The 13,098-nt window shown below is 67.2% G+C and carries 15 protein-coding genes; all 15 read left to right on the top strand.

The features are described 5' to 3' along the window. Positions 1-78 precede the first annotated feature (78 nt). The 15 genes from ACSF9G_RS18785 to rimP all read left to right on the top strand — a co-directional run bounded on the left by ACSF9G_RS18785 (position 79) and on the right by rimP (position 13,086). Positions 79-573 (top strand): universal stress protein, encoded by a 495-nt coding sequence (locus ACSF9G_RS18785; RefSeq protein WP_436643654.1) that lies wholly within the window; start codon positions 79-81, stop codon positions 571-573. Positions 574-767: 194 nt separating this feature from the next. Next, the gene (locus tag ACSF9G_RS18780; RefSeq protein ID WP_436643653.1) at positions 768-1,328 is read left to right on the top strand and encodes a NifU family protein; all 561 of its coding nucleotides are present in this window, start codon (positions 768-770) and stop codon (positions 1,326-1,328) included. A 152-nt stretch (positions 1,329-1,480) separates the two neighbouring features. After that, positions 1,481-2,173, top strand: coding sequence for a tRNA (adenosine(37)-N6)-threonylcarbamoyltransferase complex dimerization subunit type 1 TsaB (gene tsaB / locus ACSF9G_RS18775; RefSeq protein ID WP_436643652.1), 693 nt, complete (start codon positions 1,481-1,483; stop codon positions 2,171-2,173). Beyond that, on the top strand, positions 2,170-2,643 hold the full coding sequence (gene rimI, locus ACSF9G_RS18770; protein ID WP_436643650.1) for a ribosomal protein S18-alanine N-acetyltransferase: 474 nt from the start codon (positions 2,170-2,172) through the stop codon (positions 2,641-2,643). Before tsaB ends, rimI begins: the two co-directional genes overlap by 4 nt. Before the next feature lie 31 nt (positions 2,644-2,674). Further along, the gene (locus tag ACSF9G_RS18765; protein WP_436643649.1) at positions 2,675-3,103 is read left to right on the top strand and encodes a Fur family transcriptional regulator; all 429 of its coding nucleotides are present in this window, start codon (positions 2,675-2,677) and stop codon (positions 3,101-3,103) included. A gap of 8 nt (positions 3,104-3,111) precedes the next feature. Continuing rightward, the gene (gene olsA, locus ACSF9G_RS18760; RefSeq protein ID WP_436643648.1) at positions 3,112-3,951 is read left to right on the top strand and encodes a lyso-ornithine lipid O-acyltransferase; all 840 of its coding nucleotides are present in this window, start codon (positions 3,112-3,114) and stop codon (positions 3,949-3,951) included. 127 nt (positions 3,952-4,078) lie between these two features. After that, a complete protein-coding gene (gene miaB, locus ACSF9G_RS18755; protein WP_436643647.1) occupies positions 4,079-5,491 on the top strand; it encodes a tRNA (N6-isopentenyl adenosine(37)-C2)-methylthiotransferase MiaB in 1,413 nt (470 codons plus the stop codon). A gap of 74 nt (positions 5,492-5,565) precedes the next feature. After that, a complete protein-coding gene (locus ACSF9G_RS18750; protein ID WP_436644035.1) occupies positions 5,566-6,540 on the top strand; it encodes a PhoH family protein in 975 nt (324 codons plus the stop codon). Beyond that, positions 6,530-7,048, top strand: coding sequence for an rRNA maturation RNase YbeY (gene ybeY, locus ACSF9G_RS18745; RefSeq protein WP_436643646.1), 519 nt, complete (start codon positions 6,530-6,532; stop codon positions 7,046-7,048). The genes ACSF9G_RS18750 and ybeY overlap by 11 nt, the downstream gene beginning before the upstream one ends. 8 nt (positions 7,049-7,056) lie before the next feature. After that, positions 7,057-8,109 (top strand): hemolysin family protein, encoded by a 1,053-nt coding sequence (locus ACSF9G_RS18740; RefSeq protein ID WP_436643645.1) that lies wholly within the window; start codon positions 7,057-7,059, stop codon positions 8,107-8,109. Between the two features lie 24 nt (positions 8,110-8,133). After that, positions 8,134-9,720, top strand: a complete 1,587-nt coding sequence (gene lnt / locus ACSF9G_RS18735) for an apolipoprotein N-acyltransferase (RefSeq protein ID WP_436643644.1) — start codon at positions 8,134-8,136, stop codon at positions 9,718-9,720. A 189-nt stretch (positions 9,721-9,909) separates the two neighbouring features. Further along, positions 9,910-10,314, top strand: a complete 405-nt coding sequence (locus tag ACSF9G_RS18730) for a helix-turn-helix domain-containing protein (RefSeq protein WP_436643643.1) — start codon at positions 9,910-9,912, stop codon at positions 10,312-10,314. 123 nt (positions 10,315-10,437) lie between these two features. Beyond that, the gene (metK, locus tag ACSF9G_RS18725) at positions 10,438-11,607 is read left to right on the top strand and encodes a methionine adenosyltransferase (RefSeq protein ID WP_436643642.1); all 1,170 of its coding nucleotides are present in this window, start codon (positions 10,438-10,440) and stop codon (positions 11,605-11,607) included. Continuing rightward, positions 11,546-12,289, top strand: coding sequence for a tRNA (guanine(46)-N(7))-methyltransferase TrmB (gene trmB, locus ACSF9G_RS18720; RefSeq protein ID WP_436643641.1), 744 nt, complete (start codon positions 11,546-11,548; stop codon positions 12,287-12,289). The genes metK and trmB overlap by 62 nt, the downstream gene beginning before the upstream one ends. Before the next feature lie 179 nt (positions 12,290-12,468). After that, the gene (rimP, locus tag ACSF9G_RS18715) at positions 12,469-13,086 is read left to right on the top strand and encodes a ribosome maturation factor RimP (protein ID WP_436643640.1); all 618 of its coding nucleotides are present in this window, start codon (positions 12,469-12,471) and stop codon (positions 13,084-13,086) included. Positions 13,087-13,098: the final 12 nt, after the last annotated feature.

The following is a 13,098-nucleotide window of genomic DNA, read 5'->3' as shown; positions in this document are numbered from 1 at the left end:
AAACCTGCCGCGGCGTCGTGAAACGGCGAATTCAATGCCGTCTTGCCGGGCCGGATGGCAGGTGGCAGCATGCCGGTCATGAACACCAAACGACGCAGCGGGGAGCCCGGCCATCGGCGCAAGTTCCTCGTCATCATCGACGACTCGCCCGAGTGCGACCGGGCCGTCTACTACGCCAGCCGCCGCGCCCAGAACACCGGGGGCAAGCTGCTGATGCTCTATGTGCTCGCGCCGGGCGATTTCCAGCACTGGCTCGGCGTCGAGAACATCATGCGCGCCGAAGCCCAGGACGAGGCGCGCCGGGTGCTGGGCGAATTCGCGGAAAAAGCGCGCAAATGGGCCGAGGTCGAGCCCGAGATGGTGATTCGCGAGGGCAATCGCGCCGACGAAGTGGTGAATCTGATCGAAGAGGACAGCGACGTCTCGATCCTGGTTCTGGCCGCGGCGACCGGCAAGGAAGGCCCCGGCCCGCTGGTCTCCTCCATCGCCACCAAGGCGGCGGCGACCTTCCCGATTCCGATCACGATCGTTCCCGGCTCGCTGTCGGACGAGGAGATCCAGGCGGTGTCCTGACAGGCGGTGTGCTGAGCCGATTCGTGCCGCCGGCGAGCGATTCGCGCGTTGCCTGTTCGCTCAGCCATGATAGAATATTTCTAAATTTCCACTGGGACCGCCCACTGGGAGCGCGGCGTCGCGGCCCTATATTTGGGCATGAGACCCGAAATCCCCGGGATTTCCCGACAGCCGCGCGCTGAAGAGGACAGTCGATGTTCATCCAGACCGAAGCCACGCCCAATCCCGCCACGCTGAAGTTCATTCCCGGACGCCCCGTCCTGCCCGGCGACACGCGCGACATCCGGTCGGCCGAGGACGCCGCCTGCTCGCCGCTGGCCCAGCGCCTGTTCGAGATCGACGGCATCAGCGGTGTCTTCTACGGCTCCGATTTCATCGCCGTCACCAAGGACGACGGCGAGTGGCAGCATCTCAAGCCCGCGATTCTCGGCGCGATCATGGAGCATTTCATGTCCGGCGCGCCGCTGTTTGCCGGTGACGGCGCCGACACCGGCGAGGCGGACGAGGAATTCTTCGACGAGGCCGACGCGCCCACCGTCGCCACCATCAAGGAGCTGATCGAGACGCGCGTGCGTCCCGCGGTCGCCTCCGACGGCGGCGACATCATCTTCCAGGGCTATCGTGACGGCGTGGTGTTCCTGCACATGCGCGGCGCCTGCTCCGGCTGCCCAAGCTCGACGGCGACGCTCAAGCACGGCATCGAGAACTTGCTGCGCCATTTCGTGCCCGACGTGCAGGAAGTCCGCCCGATCTGAGCGGTTCGCCTCTGATCCGCCGGAGCCGGACGTCCCCCGGACGGCTCGCCTCGCACCGGTTTTGCGCCCGCGCGGGGTTTTCTCCGGGCCGAAAGCCGACTAGACCGCATCGCGTCGGATGATTGAACGCCCGCGGTTCCGCTCGTGAAGCCATGAACATCCTTGCCGTCGATACGGCGCTGTCGGCCTGCTCGGTCGCCATTCTTCTCGGCGACCGCGCCGTCGTGCGCTCCGAGCCGATGCCGCGCGGCCACGCCGAGGCGTTGATGCCGATGCTCGCCGATGCGCTCGCCGAGGCCGGCATCGGCTACGGCGCCATCGACCGGTTCGCGGTGACGGTCGGGCCGGGCACCTTCACCGGCGTCCGCGTCGGCGTCGCCGCGGTGCGCGGGCTCGCGCTTGCCACCGGTCGGCCCGCCGTCGGCGTGACGACGCTGGAGGCGCTGGCGGCGACCGCGCGCCGCCGTGAGGCGGTGGCGATGCTGGTCGCCATGGATGCCCGCCGCGACGAAATCTACGCCCAGACCTTTTCAGCCGAGGGCGAGCCGACGAGCCGACCGCGGATCCGACGCCTGGACGACCTAGTTGACGGGCTGGCCGACGCCGGGACGGCCGCCGGGATGGCCGCCGGGATGGCCGTAGTCGGCTCGGCCGCCGAGATGGTCGCGGATGCGGCGCGGGCGGCGGGACGGGCAATGCGGGTGCTCGGCACCGATTCGGCCCCCGATCCCCTCGAAATCGCCCGGATCGCCAGCGAAAGAGTGCCGGAGGGACCGGTCAGGCCGCTCTATCTGCGGCCCCCCGACGCCAAGCCGCAGGCGCACGCCGCGATCGACCGGCGATGACGGCCGGCGTCCCGATCCGCCGCCTGGAGCCCGCCGATGCTGCGGCCGCGGCCAGTCTGCACGCGGCGATGCCGGAACCCTGGAACGAGGCGGATTGGGCCAAATTCCTGGCCGATCCGCTCGTCATCGGTCTCGGCGCGGTCGAAAATGCGCTGATCGGTGCGATTCTGCTGCGGGTCGTCGCAGACGAGGCCGAGGTGCTGACGGTCATCGTCGCGGAAACCGCGCGCGGCCGCGGCATCGGCCGGCGGCTGCTCGATGCCGGCCTCGAGGAAGTGGCCCGGCGCGGGGCGAAAGCCACGTTTCTGGAGGTCGCCACCGACAACGCCGCGGCGATTGCGCTTTATTATGTCACCGGTTTCGTTGAGATCGGGCGCCGACGCGGATATTACCGGCGCCCGGGCGGCTCTCAGGACGCGCTGACGATGCGCAAGGGCCCGGCGCTGGACGATGGCCGGCACGCTACCTAGGATGATGTCATTGGGCGGGATTGCGAGGAATATGGCGGACGAGTCCAATCTCATCGAGGATCAGTGCCAGGCGCGCGGCATGCGGATGACCGAGCAGCGCCGCGTGATCGCGCGCGTGCTTTCGCAGTCCGCCGACCATCCCGACGTGGAGGAACTCTACAAGCGCGCCTCGGCCATCGACCCGAAGATCTCGATCTCGACGGTGTATCGCACCGTCAAGCTGTTCGAGGACGCCGGCATCCTCGCCCGCCACGATTTCGGCGACGGCCGCTCGCGCTACGAACAGGTGCCCGATGAGCATCACGATCACCTGATCGACCTGAAGACTGGCAAGGTGATCGAGTTCCGCGACGAGGAGATCGAGCGCCTGCAGGAGGCGATCGCCCGCAAGTACGGCTTCCGCCTCGTCGACCACAAGCTCGAGCTTTACGGCGTGCCGCTCAACGACAAGGACAGCTGAGTCCTGTCATGGGAACGGTGCGCGCCATCTTCATTCTCGTTGTGCTCGCGGTGGTGACGCCGCCGCTGATGCTGATCCAGCTCGTGCTGGTCGCGCTGAAGTCCGGCGCGGCGGGCAGGGTGCCGGTGGCCTATCACCGCCTCGTCTGTTTCCTGCTTGGCGTGCGCGTCCGCCAGGAGGGCGTCCTGTCCGATCGCCGGCCGCTGCTTGTCGCCGCCAATCACGTGTCCTGGCTCGACATCTCCGTGTTCGGCGCGATCGCGCCGCTCTCCTTCATCGCCAAAAGCGAGGTTGCGAGCTGGCCCGTGTTCGGCTGGCTCGCCAAGCTGCAGCGTACGGTTTTCGTCGACCGCAATCGCCGCGCCCATACCCATCATGTCAACAATGCCATCGGCAGCCGCCTCGCCGACGGCGACGTCATGGTGCTGTTCGCCGAGGGCACGTCCAGCGACGGAAACCGGGTGCTGCCGTTCCGTTCGGCGCTGTTGGGTGCGGCGCACGAGCTGGCAAGCGACGATGGCGAGACGCCGGCGATCTACGTGCAGCCGGTGGCGCTCGTCTATACGCACCTGAACGGCCTGCCGATGGGACACCAGCACCGCCCGGTGGTCGCCTGGCACGGCGATATCGAGCTTGCTCCGCATCTGTGGCGACTGCTGAAATCCGGCGCGATCGACGTCACCGTCGCCTTCGGCGAGCCGATCCCGCTCACCTGCGCGGCCGAGCGCAAGGCGGTGGCCGGGCGCGCTGAACGCGCGGTGCGCGGCATGGCCACCGCCCTGCTGGCGGGCCGCGACGTGTCGCCGGCCAGAAAAGCTCCGCTTCCCGTCGCCGCCGAAACAGGCTAGGGAAACGGGCGAAAACCGCTTATATGAGACGGGAACCCCGCGAAACGACTGTGCAAGGATGCGCGGTGTGACCGGTAAATAGCGGAAGATATTGGCGGAATTGACCGACAGGCGCTTCACTTAACCCATGACGGCTTCCCGAAAGAAGCTCTTCGTCAAGACGTTCGGTTGCCAGATGAACGTCTATGATTCTGGCCGCATGATTGATGCGCTGGCCGGCGAGGGCTTCGAGTCCACCGATTCTATCGACGAGGCCGACCTCGTCATCCTCAACACCTGCCATATCCGCGAGAAGGCCGCCGAGAAGGTCTATTCCGAGATCGGCCGCATTCGCGCGGTGAAGGAGGCGCGCGCGAAAACCGGCAAGGACACGATGATCGGCGTCGCCGGCTGTGTCGCCCAGGCCGAGGGCGAGGAGATCGTTCGCCGCGCCCCGGTGGTCGATCTGGTCGTCGGCCCGCAGAGCTATCATCGCCTGCCGGAAATCCTGGCGCAGGCCCGCGGCAGCGCCGTCGTCGAGACGGAATTTCCGGTCGAGGACAAGTTCGACCACCTGCCCGCCGCGACCGGGACGCGGCTGCGCATGGGCGGACCGACCGCGTTCCTGACCATCCAGGAAGGCTGTGACAAGTTCTGCACCTTCTGCGTGGTGCCCTATACCCGCGGCGCCGAGGTGTCGCGGCCCGTCGGCGCGATCCTCAAGGAGGCCCGCCACCTCGCCGAGGCCGGCGTGCGCGAGATCACCCTGCTTGGCCAGAACGTCAACGCCTATCACGGCGCCGCTCGGGACGGGGGCCTGAAGACCGTCGGTCTTGCCGGGCTGATCGCGGAACTCGCCGGGATCGAGGGCATCGAGCGCATCCGTTACACCACCAGCCATCCCCGCGACATGGACGACGACCTGATCGCCGCCCATCGCGACATCCCGCAGCTGATGCCGTACCTGCACCTGCCTGTGCAATCTGGATCCGACCGCATTCTCGCGGCGATGAACCGCAAGCACCGCCGCGACGAATATATCGACCTGATCGAGCGGATTCGCGCCGTCCGTCCCGATATCGCCATGTCGGGCGATTTCATCGTCGGCTTCCCCGGCGAGACCGACGCCGACTTCGAGGACACGATGGATCTCGTGCGCCGGGTCGCCTACGCGCAGGCCTATTCGTTCAAGTACAGCCCGCGCCCCGGCACGCCCGCCGCGGCGATGGACGATCAGATACCCGAGCCGGTCATGAAGGAGCGCCTTGCCGCGCTGCAGGCCCTGATCGACCAGGGCCAAAAGGCGTTCAATGCCGCGATGGTCGGCCGCACGATCCAGGTGCTGTTCGAGAAACCCGGCCGCAAGCCGGGTCAGCTCGTCGGCCGTTCGCCCTATCTGCAGCCGGTGAACGTCGATGCGCCGGAGAGCCTGCGCGGCGAGATCGTCGAGGTCCGGGTGACGTCGGCGGGGCCGAACAGCCTGTTCGCCGAACGGGTCGGCGACGGCGCCGTTTCCGGCCGAACCGCTGCCGGACGCGCCGCGATGGAGGCGGTTTCTTGAACGATACCCCCGTCAGCCGTCCGGCTTCGGACCGCCGCGCGGCGGCCGCGGCGGCGGCCGTCACCGAGCGGGTCATGACATTCGAGGACAACCGGCTCGCCAGCGATCTCTACGGCCAGTACGACCAGAACCTCGCCCTGATCGAGCAGCGGCTTGGCGTCGAGACGAGCGCGCGCGGCAATCACGTCACCCTGCGCGGCGCGCCGGAGGCCTGCGCCGACGCGGCCGAGGTGCTCGAGAGCCTGTACCGGCGTCTGGTGCGCGGCCAGCAGATCACGCTCGGCGACGTCGACGGTGCGATCCGCGTGGCGACCGCGCTTCCCGATCAACAGGACAATCTGCCGGGCCTGTCGGCCCTGGCGCAGGTGTCGACGCGCAAGCGCACGGTCACCGCGCGCACGCCGCGTCAGGATCTCTATCTGCGTGCGCTCGCCGACAACGACCTCGTCTTCGCCACGGGTCCGGCGGGGACCGGCAAGACCTATCTCGCCGTCGCCTATGCCGCCTCGATGATCGAGCGCGGCCAGATCGACCGGCTGATCCTGTCGCGGCCGGCGGTCGAGGCGGGCGAACGGCTCGGCTTCCTGCCGGGCGACATGCGCGAGAAGGTCGATCCCTATCTGCGCCCGCTTTACGACGCGCTCTACGACCTGATGCCGCCGGAAAAGGTGGAGAAGGGTATGCAGACCGGCGTCATCGAAATTGCCCCGCTCGCCTTCATGCGCGGCCGTACCCTTTCGCACGCCGCCGTCATCCTCGACGAGGCGCAGAACTGCACGCCGATGCAGATGAAGATGTTCCTGACCCGTCTCGGCGACGGTTCGAAGATGATCGTCACCGGCGATCCCAGCCAGGTCGACTTGCCGCCCGGGCAGCGCTCCGGTCTGTCCGAGGCGACGTCCCTGCTCAAGGGCGTCGACGGCATCGGCCAGATCGCCTTCGGCGAGGCCGACGTGGTGCGCAATCCGCTGGTGGCGCGGATCGTCCGCGCCTACGAGGCCGCCGAGGCCAAGCCGGCGTCACGCGGAATCGACGGCGATGGCGCCTGATCCAGCCTCGCGACCCGGATTGCCGGCCCGACTGCAAATCGAGATCGCCGAAGAAGCCGGCGACTGGAGCGATGTCGGTGCCGCGGCGCGGGTCGATGCCGCCGTCGGCGCACTGTCCGCCAGGGTTGGCGACGCCGAAGGGATCGTCGTGCTGGCGCTCGCCGACGATGCGATGGTTCGGGATCTGAACCGGCGCTTTCGCGGCAAGGACAAGCCGACGAACGTCCTGTCGTTTCCCTCCGGTGAACCCGGCGGCGCCGACACCCATATCGGCGACGTGATCCTGGCGATCGAGACGCTGCGCCGGGAGGCGGCCGCCGATGGCAAGCCGGTCGGCGATCACTTTGCCCATCTGGTGATTCACGGCATTCTGCACCTTATGGGATATGATCACGAATCAGACGATGACGCGAAGCGCATGGAGTGCCTCGAGACGGCGATCCTCGCCGACCTCGGTATCGATGATCCTTATGCCGAACCCGCTATCGCCGACAGCGAGCCCCGTTGAACCCTCCGATGCCTGACGAACCGAATTCCAAGCCAGAAGACCCCGCCAGTAGTAGCCACTCCGGCGGCGAAACCGTATTCCAGAAGCTGAAGAGCCTTTTCGGCCAGCGCCACACCTCGTCCTCGCTGCGCGAAAGCCTCGCCGGCGCGCTCGACGAGGCGGACGGCGTCGCCACCGATCCGTTCTCCGCCAAGGAACGGTCGATGTTGCGCAATGTGCTCGGCCTGCGGGATCTGCGCGTCGACGACGTGATGGTGCCGCGCGCCGATATCGATGCCGTCGAGACCGATGTCTCGATCGCCGAGCTCATCAAGGAATTCCGGGACGCCGGCCACTCGCGCCTGCCCGTCTACAAGGAGACGCTCGACGAGCCGTGCGGCATGATCCACATCAAGGATCTGCTCGGCTGGATGACGGAACAGGCGCTGCGGTCGCAGAAGGACGAAGAGGCCCAGCAGCCCGGCGATCTCGACATGAGCCGTATTCCGCTGAAGACGTCACTCGCCGAGGCCGAGCTCGTCCGTCAGGTGCTGTACGTGCCGCCCTCGATGCCCGCCGTCGATCTGCTGGTGAAAATGCAGGCGACCCGGATCCACATGGCCATCGTCGTCGACGAATACGGCGGCACCGACGGTCTCGTCTCGATAGAGGACCTGGTCGAGGAGATCGTTGGCGAGATCGAGGACGAGCACGACGAGGAGACGGCGCCGATGATCGTGCCGACCGATGACGGCGGCTTCATCGCCGATGCGCGGGCGCCGATCGAGGAAGTCGGCAAATTGCTCGGCGCGGAGCTCGAGATCGGCGACCTTGTCGAGGACATCGACACGCTTGGCGGTCTGGTCTTCGACCGGGCGGGCCACGTGCCCGTGCGTGGCGAGCTGGTCAGTTTCCCCGGCGGCTACGAATTCGAAATCCTCGACGCCGATCCGCGCCGCATCAAGCGCGTGCGCATTCACAGGCGAGCCGCGGGGACGACCCGGAGCACCCGGCGCGAACGGACCGACAAGGAGCGTGCCGACACCGGGCGTCCTGACGGCGATCGTTCGGATGCGGCCTGACCACTAGCGGAGGCGCGGTCCACCATGCTCGATGCAATCGCCAGCCGCGTCGTCGTGCTGTGGGGTTGGCGCCGTCTGCTGCTCGCCTTCGTCGCCGGCGCCGCCTCCGCCTTGGCGATGCCGCCCATCGACGCCTTCCCGGTGTTGTTCGTTACCTTCCCCGTCCTCGTCTGGCTGATCGACGGGACGCTGGGCCGCGGCCGCATCCGGGCGCTGGCCGCCGCCGCGCTGATCGGCTGGTGTTTCGGCTTCGGCTATTTCCTCGCCGGTCTGTGGTGGGTCGGCTACGCCTTCCTCGTGGACGCCGACGTGTTCGGCTGGATGCTGCCGTTCGCCGTCGCCGCGCTTCCCGCCGGCCTCGCCCTGTTCACCGCCGCCGCCACCCTCGTCGCCCGTATTTTCTGGAGCGCCGGTCCCCGGCGCGTCTTCGCGCTGGCGCTCGGCGTCACGCTCGCCGAATTCGCCCGTGGCCACGTGTTCTCCGGGTTCCCCTGGAATACCTTCGGTTATGCCCTGACGGTCACGCCGATGATGATGCAGGCGGCCGCCGTCTTCGGCGCCTACGGACTGACCGCCCTTGCCGCGTTCATCTTCGCAAGCCCCGCCGCGCTGTCCGGCGCCGGCTCCCGTACGGCCCGGATCGCCATGCCCGTGATCGGCCTTGCCGTGCTCGGCGGGCTGGCCGGCTACGGGGCCGTGCGCCTGACGCAGGCCAGCGATGCGATGGTCCGGGATCTCGACCTGCGGATCGTGCAGCCGGCGATCCGTCAGGCCGAGAAGTGGAAGCCCGAGAACCGCAACAACATCTTCACGGACTATCTCACCTTGAGCGACGCCGCGGCGTCCCCGGAGGCGGTGGGGGTGGCCAGCGCCGATCTTCTGATCTGGCCGGAGTCCGCGCTGCCCTTCGTCTTCGATTCGGAGCCGGCGGCCCTGCCGGCGATCGCCGCCCTTCTGCCGCCTGGCACGACGCTCGTCACCGGCATGCAGCGCCTCGTCCGCGACGCCTCCGTGCCTGAAGGCTACCGAATCTACAACGCCGTCATGACCATCGACGAGGCCGGCGAGATCACCGATGTCTACGACAAGGCCTGGCTCGTCCCCTTCGGCGAATTCCTGCCGTTTCAGTCCCTGCTCGAATCCTACGGCTTCAGGCAGCTGACGCAGGTCGTCGGCGGATTTTCGGCCGGTCCCGGGCCGAAGCTCCTGTCGGTTCCCGGTGCGCCGCCGGTCCTGCCCCTCGTCTGCTACGAGATCATTTTCCCCCGGGCATTCGTTTCCATGGACGAACGTCCCGGATGGATTCTGAATGTCACCAACGACGCCTGGTTCGGCGACAGTCCCGGTCCCTGGCAGCACTTGCGTCAGGCGCGGGTGCGCGCCGTCGAGGAAGGCTTGCCGGTGGTCAGGGCTGCGAATACCGGCATCTCCGCCGTCATCGATCCGTATGGCCGTTTCGTCAAGCGGCTGGGTCTGAACGTACGCGGCGTCATCGATTCGAAACTGCCGGAGGCGTTGCCGCCGACGCCGTTCCTTACGTACGGGAACTGGATTCTGATCGGCCTGATCGGGTTGTTCACATTAGGTGCGCTGCGCCGCAAAACCGGCTAACAATGACCGGGAATCCGTTATATGGTCGTCGTTGCCGCAGGCTGGATGATTGGTCATTTGACCTCGTTTCACCCATGGCGCAATGTGCGCCGACTGTGGCACATGCAACCGGCGCCACCCAACGAAGGCGGCGTCTCGATCCGAACCAGACGGTGCGGCAAACGCGTCCGTCACAAAGAACAAGATCTGATGAATCGTAAGGCACCCAACCCTATCGACGTCCATGTCGGCAGCCGCGTCCGCCTGCGTCGTGTACTGATTGGCATGAGTCAGGAGAAGCTGGGCGAGCAGCTCGGCATCACCTTCCAGCAGGTCCAGAAATACGAGAAGGGGACCAACCGCATCGGCTCCAGCCGGCTGTACAGGATCGCGCAGGTTCTTGGCGTGCCTGTCTCGTTCTTCTTCGAGGACATCCCCGGCCAGAACCCGGCGGACGAGGGTTTTTCGGAAACCAAGTCCGAGCGCTACGTGGTGGATTTCATCTCCTCCGCCGAGGGCCTCCAGCTCAACAAGGCCTTCCTGCGGATCTCCGATCCGCGGGTGCGTCGCAAGGTGGTCGAGCTGGTTCAGGCGGTTTCGAGCGACACCGACTAGGCGTTTCTCGCCGTTCCCCCGTCTTGCTTGACGGGATCGGGGGAGGCTGTCACAAACCGGTCGCCGGGGGGCGGACTGTCCCCCGGAGTATGTCCCGTCTTGATAACAGGGAGCCGGCAGGCCGTGGCGCGCAGCGACTATCTATTCACGAGCGAATCCGTATCCGAGGGCCATCCAGACAAGGTCTGTGACCGGATCTCGGATGCCATCGTGGACGCCTATCTCGGCGCTCAGCCGGACGCGCGCGTCGCCGTCGAGACCATGGTCACCACGAACCGAATCGTGCTCGCCGGCGAGGTCCGCGGTCCCGACACCATCACCCATAGCCATCTCGAGGAGATCGCCCGCGAGGCGGTCAAGCAGATCGGCTACGAACAGTCGGGCTTCCACTGGCGCGACGCCGCCGTCGAGGTCTACGTCCACTCCCAGTCCTCCGATATCGCCCAGGGCGTCGATGCCGCCGGCAACAAGGACGAGGGTGCCGGCGATCAGGGCATCATGTTCGGATATGCCTGCCGCGAGACCCCCGCGCTCATGCCCGCGCCGATCTACTACGCCCACAACATCCTGAAGGCGATGGCGGACGCGCGCCATTCCGGCGCCCAGCCGGGCCTGGAGCCCGACGCCAAGAGCCAGGTCACGCTGCGCTACGCCGGCGGCAAGCCCGTTGGCGCCACGTCGATCGTCGTCTCGACCCAGCATGGCGAAGCGCTGTCGACCGAGGCGGTCCGCGAGATCGTCCGTCCATTCGTGCACGACGTTCTGCCCGACGGCTGGATGTGCCCGGAGGAGGAATTCTACGTCAATCCGACCGGCCGGTTCGTCATCGGCGGTCCCGACGGCGATTGCGGTCTGACCGGACGCAAGATCATCGTCGACACCTATGGCGGCGCGGCCCCGCACGGCGGCGGCGCCTTCTCCGGCAAGGATCCGACCAAGGTCGACCGCTCCGCCGCCTATGCCTGTCGCTATCTCGCCAAGAACGTGGTGGCCGCCGGTCTCGCCGACCGGTGCACCATCCAGATCTCGTACGCGATCGGCGTTTCCAAGCCGCTGTCGCTCTATGTCGATCTGCACGGAACCGGCCAGGTGGACGAGGCGAAGCTCGAGACGGTGCTCTCCGACGTTGTGGATCTGTCACCGCGCGGCATTCGCGAGCACCTCAGGCTCGACCGGCCGATCTACGCGCGCACCGCCGCCTACGGCCATTTCGGCCGTGAGCCGGAACCGGATGGCGGATTCTCCTGGGAGAAGGTCGATCTCGCCGACGAGCTCAAGAGCGCATTTGCCTGAAGATCGCGCACGCCGGCTGCTCTACGGCCGGCATAAGGGACACAAGTTGCGGCCCCGCCAAGCGGGGCTGCTCGAGACGCTGCTGCCGCGGCTGGCGCTGCCGCTCGACGGCCCCTGCCCGGCCGATCCGCGCGCGCTGTTCCCCGCGCCCGTCGAGGCGGTCCATCTGGAGATCGGCTTCGGCGGCGGCGAGCATCTGGGCTTCCGTGCCGACGGGAACCGCGGCGTGGGCTTCATCGGTTGCGAGCCCTTCGTCAACGGCGTCGCCAAATTGCTCGTCGAAATCGAGGAGCGCGGCCTCGACAACATCCGCGTCCACGGCGATGACGCGCGCCAGGTGATCGACTGGCTGCCGGCCGGTTCGCTCGATTGTGTCTGGCTGCTCTACCCCGATCCCTGGCCGAAGCGCCGCCACCGCAAGCGCCGCTTCCTGTCGGCCGGGAATCTCGATGCGCTTGCCCGCGTGATGAAGCCCGGCGCCGAGCTGCGATTCGCTACCGATATCGACGACTATGCCGACCGGTCCCTGCGGCTGTTGGCGCAGCGCGACGATTTCGAGTGGGCCGCCAGAAGCGGCGACGACTGGCGAAATCCATGGCAACCCTGGCCGGGGACGCGCTACGAGGAAAAGGCGGTCAAGGCGGGCCGCTTTCCATGCTACCTGACATTCCGCCGGGTCTGATCCGACGGTCGGGGCAAGGATGATTCGCCGCGTAACCCTTGCGTAGATGCCGCCACACGTATATTTACTTGGGTAATTCCAATCTCATGATGTCGGTGACGGATTGAGAGTGGGTCCTCCGGGGGCCCGCTCCTTTAGGTGTTACCGGCCTCGTAGTCGAGGGCTTTGACAGAGCGTCCATGCAGGCGAATCCGGCGAACGATACCGAGGCGGCCGAAAACGGGCCGGAGGTCGGGGACGATCCGCGCATCGTGCGCGAGACCGGCCTTGCCGCGCGGGTTGCCGCGATCGCCGAGCCGGTCGCCGCCGATCTCGGATTCGATCTGGTGCGCGTCAAGATCAGTGGACGTGACGGCTGCACCGTGCAGGTTATGGCCGAGCGCCCCGATGGCGAGATGACGGTCGACGACTGCGCCGATTTCTCGCGCGCCCTGTCGCCGGTGCTGGATGTCGAGGACCCGGTCGACCGGGCCTACCACCTGGAGATCTCCTCGCCGGGAATCGACAGGCCGCTGGTGCGCCGTCGCGACTTCGAGCGCTGGACGGGGCACGAGGCCAAGATCGAGCTCGCCGTCGCCGTCGACGGCCGCAAGCGGTTCCGTGGCCGCATCACCGGCATCGACGATGGCAACATCCAGGTCGAGCTTATCGAGAAGACCAAGGACGATACCGGTCCGGCGCTCGTGGCGATCCCCATCGAGGATGTCGCCGAGGCGCGGCTGGTGCTGACGGACTCATTGATTGCCGAGGCCCTGAAGGGCGAAAAGGCGCGACGGCGCGACAGCGCCGAGCAATAGCAACGGAGAACC

Origin of the sequence: Microbaculum mangrovi (genome assembly GCF_051390635.1) — a bacterium.
GTDB lineage: Bacteria > Pseudomonadota > Alphaproteobacteria > Rhizobiales > Tepidamorphaceae > Microbaculum.
This window is presented reverse-complemented; position numbering and strand designations above follow the sequence as displayed.

What these genes read in the sequence shown, in the direction of transcription:
- ACSF9G_RS18785 (WP_436643654.1), top strand. Translation starts at nt 79, where the DNA reads ATGAACACCAAACGACGCAGCGGGGAGCCCGGCCATCGGCGCAAGTTC.
- ACSF9G_RS18780 (WP_436643653.1), top strand. Translation starts at nt 768, where the DNA reads ATGTTCATCCAGACCGAAGCCACGCCCAATCCCGCCACGCTGAAGTTC.
- tsaB (WP_436643652.1), top strand. Translation starts at nt 1,481, where the DNA reads ATGAACATCCTTGCCGTCGATACGGCGCTGTCGGCCTGCTCGGTCGCC.
- rimI (WP_436643650.1), top strand. Translation starts at nt 2,170, where the DNA reads ATGACGGCCGGCGTCCCGATCCGCCGCCTGGAGCCCGCCGATGCTGCG.
- ACSF9G_RS18765 (WP_436643649.1), top strand. Translation starts at nt 2,675, where the DNA reads ATGGCGGACGAGTCCAATCTCATCGAGGATCAGTGCCAGGCGCGCGGC.
- olsA (WP_436643648.1), top strand. Translation starts at nt 3,112, where the DNA reads ATGGGAACGGTGCGCGCCATCTTCATTCTCGTTGTGCTCGCGGTGGTG.
- miaB (WP_436643647.1), top strand. Translation starts at nt 4,079, where the DNA reads ATGACGGCTTCCCGAAAGAAGCTCTTCGTCAAGACGTTCGGTTGCCAG.
- ACSF9G_RS18750 (WP_436644035.1), top strand. Translation starts at nt 5,566, where the DNA reads ATGACATTCGAGGACAACCGGCTCGCCAGCGATCTCTACGGCCAGTAC.
- ybeY (WP_436643646.1), top strand. Translation starts at nt 6,530, where the DNA reads ATGGCGCCTGATCCAGCCTCGCGACCCGGATTGCCGGCCCGACTGCAA.
- ACSF9G_RS18740 (WP_436643645.1), top strand. Translation starts at nt 7,057, where the DNA reads ATGCCTGACGAACCGAATTCCAAGCCAGAAGACCCCGCCAGTAGTAGC.
- lnt (WP_436643644.1), top strand. Translation starts at nt 8,134, where the DNA reads ATGCTCGATGCAATCGCCAGCCGCGTCGTCGTGCTGTGGGGTTGGCGC.
- ACSF9G_RS18730 (WP_436643643.1), top strand. Translation starts at nt 9,910, where the DNA reads ATGAATCGTAAGGCACCCAACCCTATCGACGTCCATGTCGGCAGCCGC.
- trmB (WP_436643641.1), top strand. Translation starts at nt 11,546, where the DNA reads ATGGCGGATTCTCCTGGGAGAAGGTCGATCTCGCCGACGAGCTCAAGA.
- rimP (WP_436643640.1), top strand. Translation starts at nt 12,469, where the DNA reads ATGCAGGCGAATCCGGCGAACGATACCGAGGCGGCCGAAAACGGGCCG.